Annotated in this window: 15 protein-coding genes; 7 read left to right on the forward strand and 8 right to left on the reverse strand. The window is 61.8% G+C overall.

Features of this window, described 5'->3' with window-relative positions:
- Positions 1–2: 2 nt before the first annotated feature.
- Genes WH87_RS02265 through WH87_RS02275 form a run of 3 tightly spaced genes read right to left on the reverse strand, consistent with a single transcriptional unit; the run spans position 3 to position 2,128 of the window.
- The gene (locus WH87_RS02265) at positions 3–662 is read right to left on the reverse strand and encodes an amino acid ABC transporter permease (RefSeq protein ID WP_046140006.1); all 660 of its coding nucleotides are present in this window, start codon (positions 660–662) and stop codon (positions 3–5) included.
- A complete protein-coding gene (locus tag WH87_RS02270; RefSeq protein WP_046140005.1) occupies positions 659–1,309 on the reverse strand; it encodes an ABC transporter permease subunit in 651 nt (216 codons plus the stop codon). Before WH87_RS02270 ends, WH87_RS02265 begins: the two co-directional genes overlap by 4 nt.
- Positions 1,310–1,318: 9 nt before the next feature.
- A complete protein-coding gene (locus WH87_RS02275) occupies positions 1,319–2,128 on the reverse strand; it encodes a substrate-binding periplasmic protein (protein WP_082092444.1) in 810 nt (269 codons plus the stop codon).
- Positions 2,129–2,280: 152 nt separating this feature from the next.
- Between WH87_RS02275 and WH87_RS02280 the strand changes: the two genes are divergently transcribed.
- From WH87_RS02280 to dxs, 3 genes are all read left to right on the forward strand, one after another.
- Positions 2,281–3,195: an ABC transporter substrate-binding protein gene (locus tag WH87_RS02280; RefSeq protein WP_046140003.1), complete on the forward strand. Its 915-nt coding sequence runs from the start codon at positions 2,281–2,283 to the stop codon at positions 3,193–3,195.
- Positions 3,196–3,445: 250 nt separating this feature from the next.
- The gene (locus WH87_RS02285; protein WP_082092445.1) at positions 3,446–5,149 is read left to right on the forward strand and encodes a DUF882 domain-containing protein; all 1,704 of its coding nucleotides are present in this window, start codon (positions 3,446–3,448) and stop codon (positions 5,147–5,149) included.
- Between the two features lie 214 nt (positions 5,150–5,363).
- Positions 5,364–7,295: a 1-deoxy-D-xylulose-5-phosphate synthase gene (dxs, locus tag WH87_RS02290; RefSeq protein ID WP_082092465.1), complete on the forward strand. Its 1,932-nt coding sequence runs from the start codon at positions 5,364–5,366 to the stop codon at positions 7,293–7,295.
- Between the two features lie 15 nt (positions 7,296–7,310).
- Here dxs and WH87_RS02295 read toward each other — a convergent pair whose 3' ends face one another.
- On the reverse strand, positions 7,311–7,973 hold the full coding sequence (locus WH87_RS02295; RefSeq protein WP_046140002.1) for an ArsR/SmtB family transcription factor: 663 nt from the start codon (positions 7,971–7,973) through the stop codon (positions 7,311–7,313).
- A gap of 68 nt (positions 7,974–8,041) precedes the next feature.
- On the opposite strand from WH87_RS02295, the gene WH87_RS02300 reads away from it, so the two are divergent.
- From WH87_RS02300 to WH87_RS02310, 3 genes are read left to right on the forward strand one after another with little or no spacing between them, the layout of a single operon-like run.
- Complete coding sequence (locus tag WH87_RS02300) at positions 8,042–9,217, forward strand: MFS transporter (RefSeq protein WP_082092446.1); 1,176 nt, start codon at positions 8,042–8,044, stop codon at positions 9,215–9,217.
- 56 nt (positions 9,218–9,273) lie between these two features.
- The gene (dsbD, locus tag WH87_RS02305) at positions 9,274–11,010 is read left to right on the forward strand and encodes a protein-disulfide reductase DsbD (protein ID WP_046140000.1); all 1,737 of its coding nucleotides are present in this window, start codon (positions 9,274–9,276) and stop codon (positions 11,008–11,010) included.
- On the forward strand, positions 11,007–11,807 hold the full coding sequence (locus WH87_RS02310; RefSeq protein ID WP_046139999.1) for a TlpA disulfide reductase family protein: 801 nt from the start codon (positions 11,007–11,009) through the stop codon (positions 11,805–11,807). The genes dsbD and WH87_RS02310 overlap by 4 nt, the downstream gene beginning before the upstream one ends.
- 34 nt (positions 11,808–11,841) lie before the next feature.
- On the opposite strand, the gene WH87_RS02315 is transcribed toward WH87_RS02310, so the two are convergent.
- The 4 genes from WH87_RS02315 to dsbG form a co-directional block, all read right to left on the reverse strand.
- Positions 11,842–12,492 carry a L,D-transpeptidase gene (locus WH87_RS02315; protein WP_245622287.1) on the reverse strand — a complete coding sequence of 217 codons (651 nt, stop codon included), beginning with the start codon at positions 12,490–12,492 and terminating at the stop codon, positions 11,842–11,844.
- 122 nt (positions 12,493–12,614) lie between these two features.
- Positions 12,615–13,979: an ATP-binding protein gene (locus WH87_RS02320; protein WP_046139997.1), complete on the reverse strand. Its 1,365-nt coding sequence runs from the start codon at positions 13,977–13,979 to the stop codon at positions 12,615–12,617.
- Positions 13,976–14,638, reverse strand: a complete 663-nt coding sequence (locus WH87_RS02325) for a response regulator (protein ID WP_046139996.1) — start codon at positions 14,636–14,638, stop codon at positions 13,976–13,978. The genes WH87_RS02320 and WH87_RS02325 overlap by 4 nt, the downstream gene beginning before the upstream one ends.
- Positions 14,639–14,662: 24 nt before the next feature.
- Complete coding sequence (gene dsbG, locus WH87_RS02330; protein WP_052726549.1) at positions 14,663–15,445, reverse strand: thiol:disulfide interchange protein DsbG; 783 nt, start codon at positions 15,443–15,445, stop codon at positions 14,663–14,665.
- Between the two features lie 421 nt (positions 15,446–15,866).
- Between dsbG and WH87_RS02335 the strand changes: the two genes are divergently transcribed.
- Positions 15,867–17,108, forward strand: coding sequence for an ROK family transcriptional regulator (locus tag WH87_RS02335; RefSeq protein WP_046139995.1), 1,242 nt, complete (start codon positions 15,867–15,869; stop codon positions 17,106–17,108).
- Position 17,109: the final 1 nt, after the last annotated feature.

The following is a 17,109-nucleotide window of genomic DNA, read 5'->3' on the forward strand; positions in this document are numbered from 1 at the left end:
ACTCAGCGGCGCAGGGCCATCCTGCGCTGCCGCGTCTCGTAGAGTGACTGCAACCCCAACACCACCAGCGCGATCAGCCCGTACAGCACGGCGATGAAGCTCAGGATTTCGATGGCCTTATAGGTCTCCGAAATCATTGTGGTGGAGGCCGCCGTCAGCTCATCAATCGCCACCAGGCTCGCCAGCGAACTGCCTTTGACCATCTGAATGGCATTGGAAAACAGCGCCGGTGACGCCGAGCTATAGGCTTGCGGCATCAACACCTTGAGGTGCATTGGAACCGCCCGCATGCCTAGCGCCCGCGCCGCATCCAGCTGGCCCGGCGGAATGCTCTCATAACCCGAACGCAGGAATTCCATATTGTAGGCGGTCGAGGCGAAGGTCAGCCCGATCAACGCGGACGGCAGCGGATCAAGGTAAATCCCCAGCTTGGGCAGCCCATAATAGAGCGCAAACAGCAGCGCCAGCGCTGGCGCGGCGCGGGCAAAAAAGCTGTAGCCAATGATGATCCCGCGCAGCCGTCCCTTGGGTCGCTGCATGTAAATCGCCAGCGGCAGCGCCAACAGGTTCGACGCGACGATGACGATCACCGAGATCAGCACCGTCATGCCGAAGCCGCGCACCAATAGGCCCTGATAATAGGGATCGAGCAAAATGTTCATCGCGCGATGCTCCCCCGGCGTTCATTGAACACCAGCAGCGGCATGACGATGATGACGTAGAGCCCCACCGCCAGGGACAGGAACAGAAACGGCGCATTGCTCGCGGCAATCGCCTGCTTGGTCACATACATGACCTCGCTCACCGACACGGCCGAGGCGATGGAAATGCGCTTGATGGTGCCAATGGCATAGGTGATCCAGCCCTTGCGCGCGATAGGCACCATTTGCGGCAGGATCACCCGCAGATAGATCACCCAGCTGCGCATGCCCAACGCCTGTCCGGCTTCAAACTGCCCGGCGGGAATGGCGCTCAGCGCGCCCTTGAACACCTGATAGTCATAGGCAATGCCCACCAGCCCGAAGGCGAGGATGGTCGAGCCGATCGGCCCAAATTGCAGCCCCAGTTGCGGGCCGCCATAAAAGAAGAAAAACAGGATCACCAGTTCGGGGATCGAGCGGAAGAACCCGCTGAACACTTCGATGGCGCGATGGCCAAACTTGCCGGCGTGCTGATTGCGGATCGCCAGCAGCACACCGAACACGGCGGAAATCGTGAAGATCACCGCCGCCAGGATGAGAGCGAGGCCAGCCGCCCATAGCAGCCGCGGCATCCATGCCAGGGCAAGTTCGAGCGGCTGGGAGGTCATGCTTCGTCCTTATTCGGCCTTAGACCAGTCGATCGATGCACCAAACCACTTTTCGGCCAGACCCGTGAGGGTGCCATCTTCACGCCATGTGGCAAACTGGGCGTCGATCGCATCGGCGAGCGGCTTGTTCTTGGCGTTGACTGCCACGCTCTGGGTGATCGTTGCAAGCAGATCGTCGATCACAACGACGTCGCTCAGCTTGCCCGACTTGACCAGATAGTTGGGGCCCAGAAAGTCGTGCGCAGCAAAATCGATGCGACGGTTTTCGAGGTCAAGGAACAGCTCGGTCGAACCGGGATATTCGCGCGTTTCGGTGACGCAGTCAGCGGGCAGCTTTTCAATCGCCACCTTCTGGAAGGTGCCGCCGCGCACGGCGCCCATCACCTTGCCGCATACACTGTCCCAGCCGGTGATATCGGTGCTGTCGGCGCGACGGGTGATCGCAACGCCATTGACGATATAGGGCGAGAGCAGCAGGAAGTCGGTTGAAGCCAGACGCTCTGGCGTGCGGGTTACGCCCGACGCGATCAGGTCGAACCGGCCGGCGGTCAGCCCGGGCAGCAAGCCAGCAAAATCGAGTTGCTCGAACTTGACGGTCAGGCCGAGCGCTTCGCCCAGCTTGTTGACCACGTCGATGTCAAAACCTTCCAGCTCGCCACTTGGGCTGGTCATGCTGAACGGAGGAGCCGAACCCGACGTGCCGACGCTCAGCGTGTCGGCCGAAACCAGGCTCGCCTTATAGTCCTGCGCCATGGCGGGCAGCGTGCCGAGCACGGTCACGGCCAGCATGGCGGAAATTGCAAATTTAGCTATGTTCATCGAAGGCTCCACAGGACGATTGTGCAAGTGGGGGGCACCTACGCAAGTCGCCACAAAGATAAAACTCGCGCATTTCGCGCAAAAATTAGCATCATTTTGCACAGAGCTTATGTCTTCAAGAACATAAGCCCGTACTTAGCTCGGGACGAAGAATGAAGTTGCGTTTTAAGCTGAACTATCTCTATCAGGGCCAAAATGCACCCTTCCTATATGCCTCTGATATCGGCTTGTATTCAGAAAAAAACATCGAAATCGAGTTTATTGAAGGCTTCAGTTCTTCACTCGTGACCAAGGCTATTGTCGCCGACGAAGCCGACTGCGGCTACGGCGATTTGTCCTCGCTGCTGGCCCACACCATCACCACGGGCAAGGCTGATATCGCCGCCCTCATGCCCATCTATCAGCACAGCCCCTGCGCGCTCGGCTATGTGTGGAAGGGCAAGCCCCTGGCGCTCGCCGATATCGAAGGCCAAGTGCTCTGCGGCCCGCGCGGCGACACCTCGGCCCGGCTCCTCCCCCTGCTGCTGCAGAAAAATGGCCTCGAGCACCTCAAATACGAGATGCGCTATGTGCAGCCGGAGGAACGCGACGCGATGATCGCCAGCGGTGAGGCCTTTGCCGCCACCTGTTTTGACGCCACGCTGAAATTCGCCATGACCATGCGCGGCCATGACAGCTCCAATGTGCGCTTCCTCTACTTCGCCGACCACGGCCTCGACATCTATTCGAGCAGCCTTGTCTGCCGCGCCGACCTTTTGGCGGCCCACCCGACGCTCAAGGACGATTTCCGCGCCGCGACCGAACAGGCTTGGCGTGACTGCTATGAAAATCCCGAACTCGGCGTCGCCGCCGTGATGAAGCGCGCTCCACAGATGGACCCGGCCCTCGTCCGCGAGCAACTCGATTGGGTGCTTCAGCACCAGATATTTCCTAACGGGCCGACGCCCATGACCTATGACCGCACCGGTCCGCGCATGCAGGCAACGCTTGAATGCGCCGCCCCGGCGGAAACGGGCCTCGGACAATTCACAGCCGACCAGCTCATCGCCGCCGTTTGCCCACCCTGACAAAACCCCTGCAAGAACAACTACGTATCGCCAGAACCCCAGCAATTGCGGGCCTCACCGGAGGCCTGCAATGGGACATCCTTAACCTTCGCTTTACAATTTCGCCTTGGTTGCGCCCCGTTTTGTCCGTAATAATTGGCCCTTGAGGGCACCGGTAATCTCCGGTTGGCATCTCGTTAGCGTTAATAAATTCGATTGGTTTTTACGCTAACGTCCGACGACAACTGGCAATAACCGGGCAGAGTTTCGCGTGACGGGGACTTCCTACTTGATACGGCACCATATCGTGCGGCTGCTTGTCGCCGCCCTTGTGAGCTTTACCATCATTCTGCCGCAGGCCGTGATCCCGGCCAGCGCAGCCTCCGAACGTGCGCTCTACATTCACTATGTCCATACCAAAGAGACGGCTCGCATCGTCTTCAAGCGCAACGGACAATATGTGAAGGCGGGCCTCGAAGAGCTCAATTATTTCCTGCGTGACTGGCGCCGCAACGAGCCAACGCAGATGGACCCACGCCTGTTCGATCTGGTCTGGGAAGTCTATCAGGAAGTTGGCGGCACCCAGCCCGTCACCGTCGTGTCGGCTTATCGTTCGCCCAAGACCAATGCCATGCTGCGCGAAACTTCGTCCGGTGTTGCCGAGAACTCGCAGCACATGAAGGGTCACGCCATGGATTTCTATATCCCCGGCGTTTCGCTCTCCAAACTGCGTGCAGTGGCCATGCGCAAGCAGGTTGGTGGCGTCGGCTATTACCCCACTTCGGGCAGCCCTTTCGTGCACCTTGATACCGGCTCCGTCCGCGCCTGGCCCCGCATGACCCGCGCGCAGCTTCAGGATCTGTTCCCTGATGGCCGCACCATGCACCTGCCCACTGATGGCAAGCCGCTGTCGCAGGAAGGCTACAAGCTGGCAACGGCCGAATGGCAGCGCTGCCGCTCTGTACCATGCAACACCGGCAGCTCGGGTACGCAGGTCGCCAGCAATAGCGGCGGCGGCGGCCAGACCCTGATGGGCATGCTGTTTGGCAATAACAACAAGACTCCAGCCGCTGCGGCCGCCGTTGCGCCATCCCGCGCGCCCCAACCTGCTCCGGCTGCCCAGCCGCAGGTTCAAGTTGCCGCGATCGCACCACAGCAGGCCGTGTCCCAGATGGCACCAATGCCAATGCAGCGTTCCAATGCAGCCAGCGCGGCACCGGCGCAGGTCGCCTCCGTGCCCGCTCAGGCCGTCGTCATTCCGTTCTCCACCGTCGGCAGCGCGCCGCTTGACGAGAGCGAACTGACCACCGCCGTCTCGGCCCCCATGCCCATGCAGAAGTCGCGCGCCCTTCAGGTCGCCACAGCGTCGGCTATCCCGTCAGGGGACGCCGTCACCGCCATCGCTGCCCTGACCGCGCCTATTCCACAGCCCCGCCTGATCATGTCCGAGGCACCGCAGGACGATCTGGTCACGGCCTATCTGCCGACCGGCCAACGCTCCGACGCCCAGAACACGCTCGAAAACCTTATCGACACCAGCACCACGGCATCGGCTCCGGCTCCTGCAACTCGCCTGCCCGGCCTCACCGCCGCACCAGCGCTGCGCACGGCGTCCCTGGGTGGCGAAGATGCATTGGCAGGTCTCTTCCGTGGCACCTTCAGCGCCACCGAGCAGGGCAATAGCCCGCTGACCTCGGCGGCCCTTGCTGAACACCTGGCCCGCCGCCCGGTTGTTGGTGGCATGCGCAATCCTGAGCTGATCGCGCCCGACCTCGAGCACATCGCCGAGATCTTCACCATGCCCGACGCCATGACTTCGGAGCGTTATGCGATGATCTGGGATCACGACGAAGCGGACTTTGACCCAACCACTGAAATGGGTCGCTATGTGGCTGTCATGGGTGTGGGCGACGTTCCGGCAGCGCTTTCGACCACCAGCTTCTCCACCGCCACCCCGGTCGTCAGCGTCAACTAACCTCCGGCGACGCAACCGCAACAGGCCCAAAAGAGTTCTCCAGGCAGCTCTGATTGCCCGGAGAACAGCTCCCCTGCCCCATTTCCGGCATCAAGCAGGTCTAGCGCTTTGCTGATGCGCATTGGCGCAGGCGGCTGGCTATTGTTGCAATAGCGGTCTCCCCGGCCTAAAGAATTTTAAGAACGCCGTCTTTTTTGGCAAAGGATTGCCAGTCTTGGCCGATAAGCCCGCCACACCGCTGCTCGACAAAGTCAACGCGCCCGCCGACCTGCGCGCCATGCCCCGCGAAAACCTGCGGCAGCTGTCCGACGAATTGCGCGCCGAAATGATCGACGCTGTTTCGGTTACCGGCGGCCATCTGGGCGCCGGCCTTGGTGTGGTTGAGCTCACCGTCGCCATCCACGCCGTGTTCGACACGCCCAAAGATCGCGTTATCTGGGATGTTGGCCATCAGGCCTATCCGCACAAGATCCTCACCGGCCGCCGCGACCGCATGCGCACGCTGCGCCAAAAGGATGGCCTGTCCGGCTTCACCCGCCGCGAAGAGAGCGAATACGACCCCTTCGGTGCAGGCCATTCCTCCACCTCGATTTCCGCCGGCCTCGGCATGGCCGTCGCCAGCGATCTCTTGGGCAAGCCGCGCAATGTCGTTGCTGTGATCGGCGATGGCTCGATGTCCGCCGGCATGGCCTATGAGGCGATGAACAATGCGGGCGCCATGGATGCGCGCCTGATCGTTATTCTCAACGACAATGACATGTCGATTGCGCCGCCAACGGGCGCCCTCAGCGCCTATCTCGCGCGTCTGGTCTCCGGCCCCGTTTATCGCGGCACCCGCGAAGCCGCCAAAAACCTCGTCAGCAAGCTACCGCCATTCCTGCACGAACCGGCCCGTCGCACCGAGGAATTTGCCCGCTCGTTCTTCACCGGCGGCACGCTGTTTGAAGAGCTCGGCTTTTACTATGTCGGCCCCATCGACGGCCACAATCTCGATCACCTGCTGCCCATCCTCGATAATGTAAGGGACGCGGCCACCGGCCCAATCCTCGTTCATGTCGTCACGCAAAAGGGCAAGGGCTATGCGCCCGCCGAAAACTCGGCCGACAAGTATCATGGCGTGTCCAAGTTCAACGTCATCACCGGCGCGCAGTCCAAGGCGCCCTCCAACGCGCCGTCCTACACCAATGTCTTTGCCGAAAGCCTGATCCAGGAAGCCAATGACGATCCCACCATCGTCGCTGTGACCGCCGCCATGCCCTCGGGCACCGGGCTCGACAAGTTCGCTGATATTCACCCGACCCGCATTTTCGACGTCGGCATTGCCGAACAGCACGCGGTGACCTTCGCAGCAGGCCTTGCCAGCGAAGGCATGAAGCCGTTCTGCGCCATTTATTCAACCTTCCTGCAGCGCGCCTATGACCAGGTCGTGCATGACGTGGCCATCCAGCATCTGCCAGTGCGCTTCGCTATCGACCGCGCTGGTTATGTTGGTGCCGATGGCCCAACCCATGCCGGCAATTATGACGCCGCCTATCTCGGCGCCATTCCCGGCATCGTCCAGATGGCCGCCGCCGACGAGGCTGAGCTGCGCCACATGGTGGCCACTGCCGTCGCCTATGACAAAGGCCCCATCGCCTTCCGCTATCCACGCGGTGACGGCATGGGCGTCGATATGCCCGCGCGCGGCGTCGCCCTGCCCATCGGCAAGGGCCGCATCGTCCGTCAGGGCGCAACCATCGCCATTCTCAGCTACGGCACGCGTCTGGGCGAAGTCCTCGCCGCTGCCGACAAGCTCGCCGCTCTGGGCCTTAATCCGACCATTGCCGATGCACGCTTCCTCAAGCCGCTCGACGAGGAGTTGATCGCCAAGATGGCAACGACGCACGACGTGTTGATCAGCACCGAGGAAGGCTCCATTGGCGGCTTCGGCAGCCATGTGGCAACCTTCCTTGCCTCCAATGGCCTGCTCGACGGCAAGCTCCGCTTCCGCCCGCTGATGATCCCGGATCGCTTCGTGGAGCACTCAAGCCAGGCCGACATGTACGCCGACGCCGGCCTCGACCGCGCCGGCATCGTGGCCACTGCCCTCACCACCCTCGGCTACGACCAAGCCGCCATGGCCGCCGCCCTCGCACAGATCAGCTAACGTCCTACTCTCCCACTAGGACATCTGAACCGGATATCCGGCAGCGCGCCATTCTGGCAGACCCTCCTGGAGTCTGCGGACGGTATAGCCGCGTTGTCGCAGGGCCCTTGCCGCATCGAGCGACAGCATGCAGTAGGGGCCTCGGCAATAGGCGACGATTTCGCGCTTGTCCGGGAATTCGCTGAGCCGCTGCTCGAGCTCCTCCAGCGTGACGTTGATGGCGCCCGGCAGGTGCCCGGCGGCAAACTCATCAGCAGGTCGCACATCCAGCAGGGTTACGGCGTCGCCTTGCATCCGCTCGAGCAGCTCAGCGGCGCCGATTGCCTCGAGGTCTCCCGGCCGGTCAAAATAAGTCTGCACCAAGTCGCCGACGCGCGCGACATTGTGCTCGGCCAGTGCCCGAAGGCCCGACACAGCCTCGACGATGGGCCCGGGTGAGAGCTGATAGACAATCCGTTTGCCATCACGCCGCCCCACCACCAGCCCAGCTTTTTTGAGCTGCTGAAGATGCTGGGACACATTGGCAAAAGACAGGCCCGTTCGCTCGGTCAACACCTCCACGGCCATGTCGGCCTGCGCCAGGAGCTCAATGATCTCAAGGCGGTGCGGATTGCCCAGAACGCGCGACAGAGACGCGAGCTCGGCGAACAACAGCAGCTTGGGGGTCAGGCTTGACATGGCGACACCGAGTCATTCAAGAGAGTGATTGAATGTAACGCAACGAACCGGGTGGCGCAATGCGGCCGATGCATCTTCAAGTCTTTCTGCTCGCCTCGGCACAAGCCCTGTTCCAGATCGTTTCGGTTCTGGTGATGACCATCGGCGGACTGGCCGGCAGCATTCTGGCGCCATCTCCAGAGTTCGCGACGGCGCCCATCGCAGCCATGTTTCTCGGCACAGCGATATCAACCGTTCCGGCCTCGATGTGGATGAGCCGGGCCGGTCGCAAGGTCGGCTTCGTCACCGGCGCAAGCCTTGGCATGCTTGGCGGGCTACTGGCAGCAGCAGGGATGATGACATCATCTCTCATCCTGCTCTGCGCCGGGACGTTCCTGGCCGGGACGTATCAAGGCTTCGCGCAGTTTTATCGCTTCGCCGCTGCCGAAGTTTCCGATGAAAAGTTCAAGCCCCGGGCCATTTCGCTGGTGCTGGCCGGCGGCGTCGTGGCCGCCCTGGTCGGCCCCCTGCTCGCCCGATGGGGTGGTGACCTGATGCAGCCGACCTACACCGCATCATTCCTGTTCCTGTCCGCCGCCTCGGCGATTGCCATCGGCGTGCTGCTAGGCGTGAACGTGCCGAAGACTGTCGACACCGAGGATGACCGCGCCAACGAACGTCCGCTGTCGGCCATTGTCCGCCAGCCGACCTATCTGGTGGCCCTGTTCGCCGCCGTCACCGGCTATGGCGTCATGATCCTCGCCATGACGGCAACACCGCTCGCCATGACGCATCATCATCATGACCTCTCGTCGACGGTGACCGTCATTCAGCTCCACGTGCTGGCAATGTTCCTGCCTTCGTTTGTGACCGGCAGCCTGATTGCCCGCTTTGGCGTCCTGACGATCATGCAGGCCGGCATTGCACTGCTGGTCGCGCATGTCCTGTTGGCCCTGACCGGAACGGGTTTCTACAACTTCACTGCGGCTTTGATCATGCTCGGGGTCGGCTGGAATTTCCTCTATATCGGGGGAACCAACCTGCTTACGCGCAGCTATTCTTCGGCCGAAAAGGGCAAGGCTCAGGCCACCAACGATCTCACCGTTTTCCTTGTGGGATTGTGTGCCTCCCTGAGCGCCGGGGTCCTACAGAACACCATCGGCTGGCAGGCACTGAACCTGTGGCTTCTACCTTGGCTAGCGCTTGCAGCAGCGGCAATCCTCTGGCTGCAACTCTCGACAAAGCGGACGGCTGCGCGCGCTTAAGGTCGGCTTAAGGCGGGATGGGCAGGTAGCGCGCAATTCTGTTGGGATTGCACCGCATGTTTGTCCTCCGCCTTCTGGCTGTTCTGCTTTTCAGCCTCCCCCTTCATCCCGCCTTTGCGCAGGGGAACCGCCCCCTGCCCGTTGATGAGGCATTCCCATTTTCGGCAAATGCGACGGCGGCGGGGATCGAGCTGCATTGGCAGGTTACTGACGGATATTATCTGTATCGCGACGCGATCAGCGCGACAGGCAATGGTGAAGCCATTGCGCTGGATATTCCACGCGGCGACATCACCGATGACCCGACCTTTGGTGAAACCGAAACCCTGAGGGGCGCTCTCAGCGTCCTGCTACCGGCGCTCGACATGAGCGCGATCAATATCAGCTATCAGGGCTGTCTTGAGGGAAGCATCTGCTATCCGCCCGTCACGCGAACCCTCGACCTGACCTCACTCGCCATTTCCGCCAATGTCGGGTTTGGCGCTGCGCTGACCACACAAACGAGCACAGCCGCGTTCCCCATCACCATAGCCGAGGACACCGGCGGCTCGTTCGTCTCGGACTTGTCTGCACAGGGTGGGCCGCTCCTGGTGCTGGGCGGCTTCCTGTTGTTTGGCATGGCGCTGGCATTCACCCCCTGCGTGTTCCCGATGTACCCCATTCTGGCCGGCACGTTGACGCGCGGCGGCGCGTCGCTCTCCACAGGGCGCGCCTTTGCCGTATCAGCGACCTATGTGCTGGGCATGGCCACCGCGTTTGGCCTGTTGGGTGTCGTCGCTGCCTGGTCGGGCCAAAACCTGCAGATGGTGCTGCAATCGCCATGGGCCATCTCGGCTTTGGCTTTGCTTTTCGTGGTTTTGGCCACCTCGATGTTCGGCGCCTTCGAGCTGCAACTGCCGAGCGCCTGGCTGGTGTTTCTGTCGCGCCGCACCGGCTCGGCCGATGGTCTCGCGGGTGCGGGGATTATGGGCTTTCTGTCAGCTCTGATTGTCGGCCCCTGTGTTACGGCTCCACTGGCGGCGGCTCTGATCTATATCGCGCAGACGGGTGACGCCGCACTCGGTGCGGCAGCATTGTTTGCACTCGGGCTGGGCAAAGGCGTGCCGCTGATTGTCTTCGGCACCGTGGGCGGCAAGGCCATGCCCAAGGCTGGAGCCTGGATGGACCGTATCAAGCACCTCTTTGGCTTCGTCTTCATCGGTGCCGCCATCTGGATGCTGGGCCGTATCCTGCCCGCCGGTGTCGAATTCTGGCTGTGGGCTGCCCTTGTCGCGCTGGTAGCAAGTTATCTGCTCCTAAGCCTGCCTATTGCCCGCATACGGTGGCAGGCCATCGGCTTGGCCACCTGCACCATCGCTCTGGTCTTTGCGGGTGCACTTGGTGTCAACAACCTCACTGGTAGCCCGACTGTCTCCGAAGGCGACAGGCTGAACGATGCCATCGTCACCTCCGATATGAAAACCCTTGAGGATGCAGTGCAGTCCACCAACGGTCAGCGTCGACTACTCTATGTCACGGCAGACTGGTGCGTATCCTGCGCCGTTCTGGATCGGGAAATATGGACCAATGAAACGGCCATGGCCGGCCTGGAGCAGGCAGCCATTATCAAGGTAGACGTAAGCCGAAATTCACCTGACGACCAAGCCATCCTGCAGGCCCTGCAGATTTATGGGCCTCCGACCATTCTGTTCCTCGACAACGGAGCCGTCGAGGTCGAGGCAACGCGCCTGATCGGCGAGGTGAGCGTCGAGACCTTCCGTGACAACGCCCGCCTTGCGAGCATGCTGCGATGAACGCGGTGTCGATTGGCCCCATGCTGTTCTCGAGCGAACGGTTCGCGGCGATCATCGGGATAGCCCTGTTCTGGCTGGCGATGATGATCGCTGGCCGGTTCACCAAACGGCCCTTGAGCGACCTGGCCTTTGCCATGATCGCGGTTGGCGTCATTGCTGCTCGCCTTGCCCATATCGCGCTTCATTTTGAAAGCTTTGCGGCCGATCCCCTGAGGGTCTTCGCCGTCTGGCAAGGCGGCTTCAACATCTGGGGCGGATTGTTTGGCGCAGCGCTTGTCATGGCCTTGCGCGTGCGGGACCGCCGCAAGCTTATGGGTATCGCCGCGGCATGCATGGTAGGATTGGCTGGCTGGGGCGCCGCTATCGCCAGCACGCAACCGGCATCGACACCGCCACTGCCCGGTGAAAACCTGATGCGCCTGGAAGGCGGTGTCACCAGTCTTGCCACGCTTGGCGGCGGGCCAATGGTGATCAATCTCTGGGCAACCTGGTGCCCGCCCTGCGTGCGGGAAATGCCGATGATGAGCGAGGCAGCAGCGGCCAATCCCGACATCACCTTTGCCTTCGTCAACCAGGGCGACGACCCCACCCACATTCGGGCGTTTCTGGACGAACAGTCGCTCTCACTACCCAATATCTTGCTCGACCCGAGCTGGCAGACGCTGCATCACTACGGCGCAATGGGCCTGCCAACCACGTTGTTTGTCGCCGCAGATGGGGCGGTGTCGTACAGCTTTTCGGGAGAGGTTTCGCCGGAACTGCTGGAAACCCAAATGCGGGCATTGCGGGCCCAATAAGCAAAAGGCGGGGTGACGCCCCGCCTTTTTTGTCTCACGTCTCCTGTGCGCCCATCAAGGGATCAGGGATGACCACGATGGTAGAGCCATCCCGGACATTGTCTGCCAGGTGGATCACATCCTGATTGAGCATGCGAATGCAGCCCGAGGACACGGCGCGTCCGATGGTGGCGAACTCAGGGGTGCCGTGAATGCGATAGATGGTATCGCGATTGCCTTGGTGGATGCTGAGCGCGCGAGACCCCAGCGGGTTATTCAAACCGGGTGCCATGCCGCCATTGGCGATGCTCACCGGCTCGAGCTCAGGCTGACGGGCAACCATCTCATCGGGCGGATTCCAGCGCGGCCACTTGCGCTTGTAGGCAATGTGGCCACGGCCGGACCAGGAAAAGCCATCGCGCCCGACGCCAACGCCGTAGCGCACCGCCCGCCCATTGGCCTGAATATGGTAGAGGTAGCGGTTGGGCGTATCGACGATGACGCTGCCCACCTTCTCAGTGGTCGGGTAATCGACCTCCGTGCGCCAGAACTCGGGCCTGACAAGCCGCACGTCCACCTCTGGTATCGGGAACTGCTCGTTGGGCAGTGCATAATACATCGGCGGCACTGAGGGCGCGACGGGTTGCGGCACCGCGCTATTGATGCCCGGCTGCCGCGTCGTGGTGCAGCCCGCTAGCATCAACATGCTGAGCCCCGCCAGAACGGTGCGGCGCGTTGTGGGGAGAGAATGTGCGGGGGGAGATGTGTGCATAGCCTTGAACCTCACAGGATGTGGAGGTTCAAGGCCATGCCCGCCTTAAGTCACGCTTAAGCGGCGCTCATCGGAAACGTGAGACGAACGGACAGCCCGGTGCCATCCGCCCGATTGGTCAGCGCCAACGTGCCACCACAGCGTGTCATCACCGTTTCGGCGATGGAAAGACCAAGGCCTGATCCAAAGGAGCTGGCGTCACGCGCACGGAAGAAGCGCTCACCGACGTGAGCCAGATCCGCCGCAGCCATGCCCGGGCCGTCATCGTCCACCACCACAGACACCACGCCGCTCGCACGCGTTATGGCGACGCGAACTTCACCGCCCTCGGGCGTGTAGGCGATGGCATTTTCGACGATATTGCGGATGGCGATACCGGCCAGTGTTACATCGCAAGCGATGGCTGCCGAAGTCTCCTCGCCCGAACACACCGTTGTGACCCTTCGGCGTTCTGCCACATGATCGAGCGATGCCACGACATCTCGCACCACACTGCCAATGGACGCAGCCGCCTGTGACACTGACCCCGGCGCATCTGCCGCCGTCAAATCCAGCAACTGACGCACCATGCGGGCCGATCGATCGACCCCGCTGGAAATCTGCTTGAGGGCATGGTCACGGATGGCACTGTCCTGACTGGCCAGGGCAATCTGGGCCTGCGTCTTCAGACCGGCCAAAGGTGTCTTCAGCTCGTGCGCAGCAAAGGCGGTAAACGTCGTCTCTCGCGCGCGCGCCGAGGCAACCCGGCTGAGCAGCGCATTGATCGACGAGGTGATCGGCCCTAGCTCGGTTGGGGCGCGGGTTGTATCGACCGGCTGCAAATCGTCCGCCGCGCGATTGGCCAGCGTTGCCGCCATTTCATCAAGCGGCGACAGCCCCCGGCGTACGCTGAACCAGATCAACAGACCTGCAATGGGCAGCAGCGCCAGCATGGGCAGCAATGTGCCCTGCATCACGCCGAACACCAAAGTGCGCCGCACCTCGACACTGTCGCCCACCATCACCTGTACACCGCGCTCGGCGTTGGAGACGGTGAACACGCGCCAGCTGTCCCCATTGATGCTGCGCTCGCTGAAGCCATCGCCGCTCAGGGCCAGCGGCACATCTGGCGCCCCCTCAGACTGGCTAACCAGTTTGCCAGACATGCTCCAAATCTGGCAGGAGAGTTGCCGCAGATAGGGCGATTGCCGCTCAATCGCGGGCAGACTGTCTGGCGAAGCAACAGCAGACATGGCGGCCTCGACCGTATCTGTCGACATCAGCGAAGACACCATGCGGGCGGATTCCTCCAGCCGCGCATCCAGCACGTGCTCAACCTGCCTTTGCGTATTCGTGTAAATCCAGGCTGCGGCCGAGAGCCAGGCAACGCCGGTGGTGATCAGCAGAATGAGAAGCAGGCGGGCGCGGATCGAATGTCTCATGGCTCGCTCCCCAGCCGATATCCCAGCCCGCGCACCGTTTCGATCACGCCGCTGCCCAGCTTGGCGCGCAGATGATGGATATGCACTTCGACGGTGTTGCTCTCCACGCCTTCCTGCCAACCATAGAGCGCCTCTTCGATGGCCCGCTTGGCACAGACCTGACCCGGGCGTTCCATGAGATAGTGCAGCAACGAAAACTCGCGACGGGTCAACGCCAGCACAGCCCCGGCACACCGCACTTCCAGCGTGGCCGGGTCGAGCGTGATGTTGCGCCACGCCAGTACGGGCGTCGCCCGACCAGCGCCCCGCCGCAAAAGCGCGCGAAGCCGGGCAGCCAGTTCGTCGAGGTCAAAGGGCTTGCCGAGATAATCATCAGCGCCCTGATCGAGACCCGCAATACGATCCGCAATGTCATCGCGTGCAGTGAGCAGCAGGACGGGTGTCTGGTCTTGCCGGTCCCGCATCGCACGCAGAACGTCCAGCCCAGAGCCGTCGGGGAGCATGATATCCAGCACAACCGCTGAAAAATCGTTGGCCAAAAGCGCCAGCTCGGCATCGGCACAATTGCTCACCGCGTCGGGCTGCAAACCCGACAACTGCAACCCGACCTGCAGCCCATCACGCAATACGGGGTCGTCTTCCACGATCAGAATACGCATTGCCCCGTTCAGGCTCCCTGAGGTCTATCGCGCACCCAGCACGAGGTTGAGGTCATCGCCTTGCGGCATGCCAGAATGCCGGCCCAGCGTCCCGTCAGGGTTCTCATATACAATCGCGGGCGTTCCACCAAAACCGAGCTCGCGCATCAGCTCGGCATTGGCCTCGATCGCCGCCAGAGTGTCGGGTGAGATTTGGTCAAGCGGCGCAATTCCACCGTCGCCGTGCCGCGTTTCGTTCAGGGTCAGTGCCGCAGCTGGATTCTCGTCCTCAAGGATAGCGGCCGCCTTCGCTGCAGAGTTCGGCCGAATGACACCGACCATCACATGGCGTAGTTGCACTTTCCCCGCGTCGATCCACGGCCGCGCTGCCAGCCAGAACCGGTTGCAATAGGGGCAGTTTGGGTCGGTAAAGGTGTAGACAATGCGCGGCGCGTCAGCAGCACCATCCCGGACCCAGGTTGCGGCCTCCAGTTGACCGAGAACCTCGGCCTTGATGCCCTCACCGGCCACTTCTGCCAACAGCGGTCCGCTGACATCCTGCCCGGACGCATCGACCAGCGTTCCCACGATGGCGTATTCGTTGCCCGGCAGCAGAAAGACAGCAAAGGGCTGCGTCCCCGCACGAACAGCATATGCCTCCACGCCACCGGGCAGATCCAACTGATCCCCAACATCCAGCCCCTGTTCCTGCATCATCAACAGGATGGCGGAACGATCGATGGCGGCAGGCTCAGCGCTCACGGTGTCAATAAGGCCAAGAGTGATGAAGCCCAAAACCGAGAACAATTTGGCGCAGCAATTGGTCATGCCCGAATCCAGAACTGAGGCCCGAGGACCGATTGAGAAACCAGCGATCTGCCCAACCAACCTTAAGCCAGGCTTAAGGCGCAGTCCTTTGGTACTGGAGCGCGCTCGCTACCAACGCAAGCAACGGCATTGGCCAGAACGGCCGCAGCGGCGCAACGGCCGAGCAGAAACGTACGTCCCGAACCGGGTTGCACAAGCCGTTTGATCGCAGCTTTCTCCTCAAGATATTTTATTCCTGATGCGCAATAATTTCACCCGAAGATTCCCCTGCGACAAGCAAGCAGGTCTACTCATCTGCCGAAAAGCGCTAAAAAAAACGAAGAGAAGCCGCTTGCCTTTGGCTGATGCGCTATGCCTAAACTCAGAAATTAAATCGCGTCACAAAAAAATAGACGCAGAGGAATGAAGGCAGTCCAGCGTCATGAAGACAGCTGACCCCGAGTTGATGCGGGCGATAAACAGGTTTCACGTTCTCGATACAATTCGACGCTTCGGCTCGATCTCACGCGTCGAAATCGGCGAACGGACGCAACTGTCGGCCACGACCATTTCTGCAATCACCGGGTCGCTGATCGATGACGGGCTGATCACGCCCCTGCATGTCGGGGACCTGCGCAGCGGTGGCAATCGCGGGCGACCGCGCGTCATGCTCACGCTCAACCCGAAGGCGGCACTGGTTGTCGGCGCCAAGATTGCCGCCAATCGGATGTCCTTTGCGGTCACCAATTTTCAGGGCGACGTGCTGGCGGGGCTGACGCTACCCATGCGCGTCGACCGCCTGCCGGTCCAGGTCATTGCCGACCTCGTCGAGGACGGGGTGCGACGCTGCGTGCTCGACGCCGGCGTGGCGATGGACGAGATTAAGACTGTCGCGCTGTCGCTGCCCGGCATTGTCGAGCACGGCACCGGCCGCGTCCGGTCCAGCAGCATTTTCCGTGATACCGATGTGCCGCTCAAAGAGGCCATCAAAAAGCGGCTGGGCATCGACACCATTGTCGAGAGCGACGCTAACGCCATTACGATGGCGCAACACTGGTTTGGACAGGCGCGCGAGCTCGATGACTTCGTCCTTGTGGCCATCGAGGAAAATATAGGCCTCGGCGTCATGCATGGCGGCCAGCTGTTTCGCGGTGCGCGTGAGCTGAGCCTGACGCTGGGCGACATGGTGATGGGCGCCAGCCCCGATGGCGCTGCAAAACTGGCAACACTGGCCAGCGAAACCGCCATTCTCAACGGCGACTACGACGATGCAAGGCTGCGCGACGCAATCCGCCTGGGCCAGGGCATGCGCCAGGTGCGCGGCATGATCGATAGTGGGCACGTCGAGTTGCAGGCCGCCGCCCGCCGCGCTGGCGCTGCGCTGGGAATTGCCATCGCCAATCTTGTGGCTTTGTTCGCGCCGCCACGGGTCATTCTCGTCGGCTCGTCGCTGGCGCTGGGCGACCATCTGCTGGCGCCGCTGCATGACAGCTTCGCCAAGGCGATCCCCGAGCAGCTCAAGACCGTCGCGCAGATCATCATTGACGATGTCGATGACGAGCTGTGGGCGCGCGGCGCGGCCGCCGTGGCGCTCGGTGAGCTATATGGCTCGCCCTGGGGCACCACGGGTCCGGCGCGCTCTCATACGCATACGCAAAATCAAAACGTCGTAGTGGAGGACTAGA

Source organism: Devosia epidermidihirudinis (assembly GCF_000971295.1).
Lineage (GTDB): Bacteria > Pseudomonadota > Alphaproteobacteria > Rhizobiales > Devosiaceae > Devosia > Devosia epidermidihirudinis.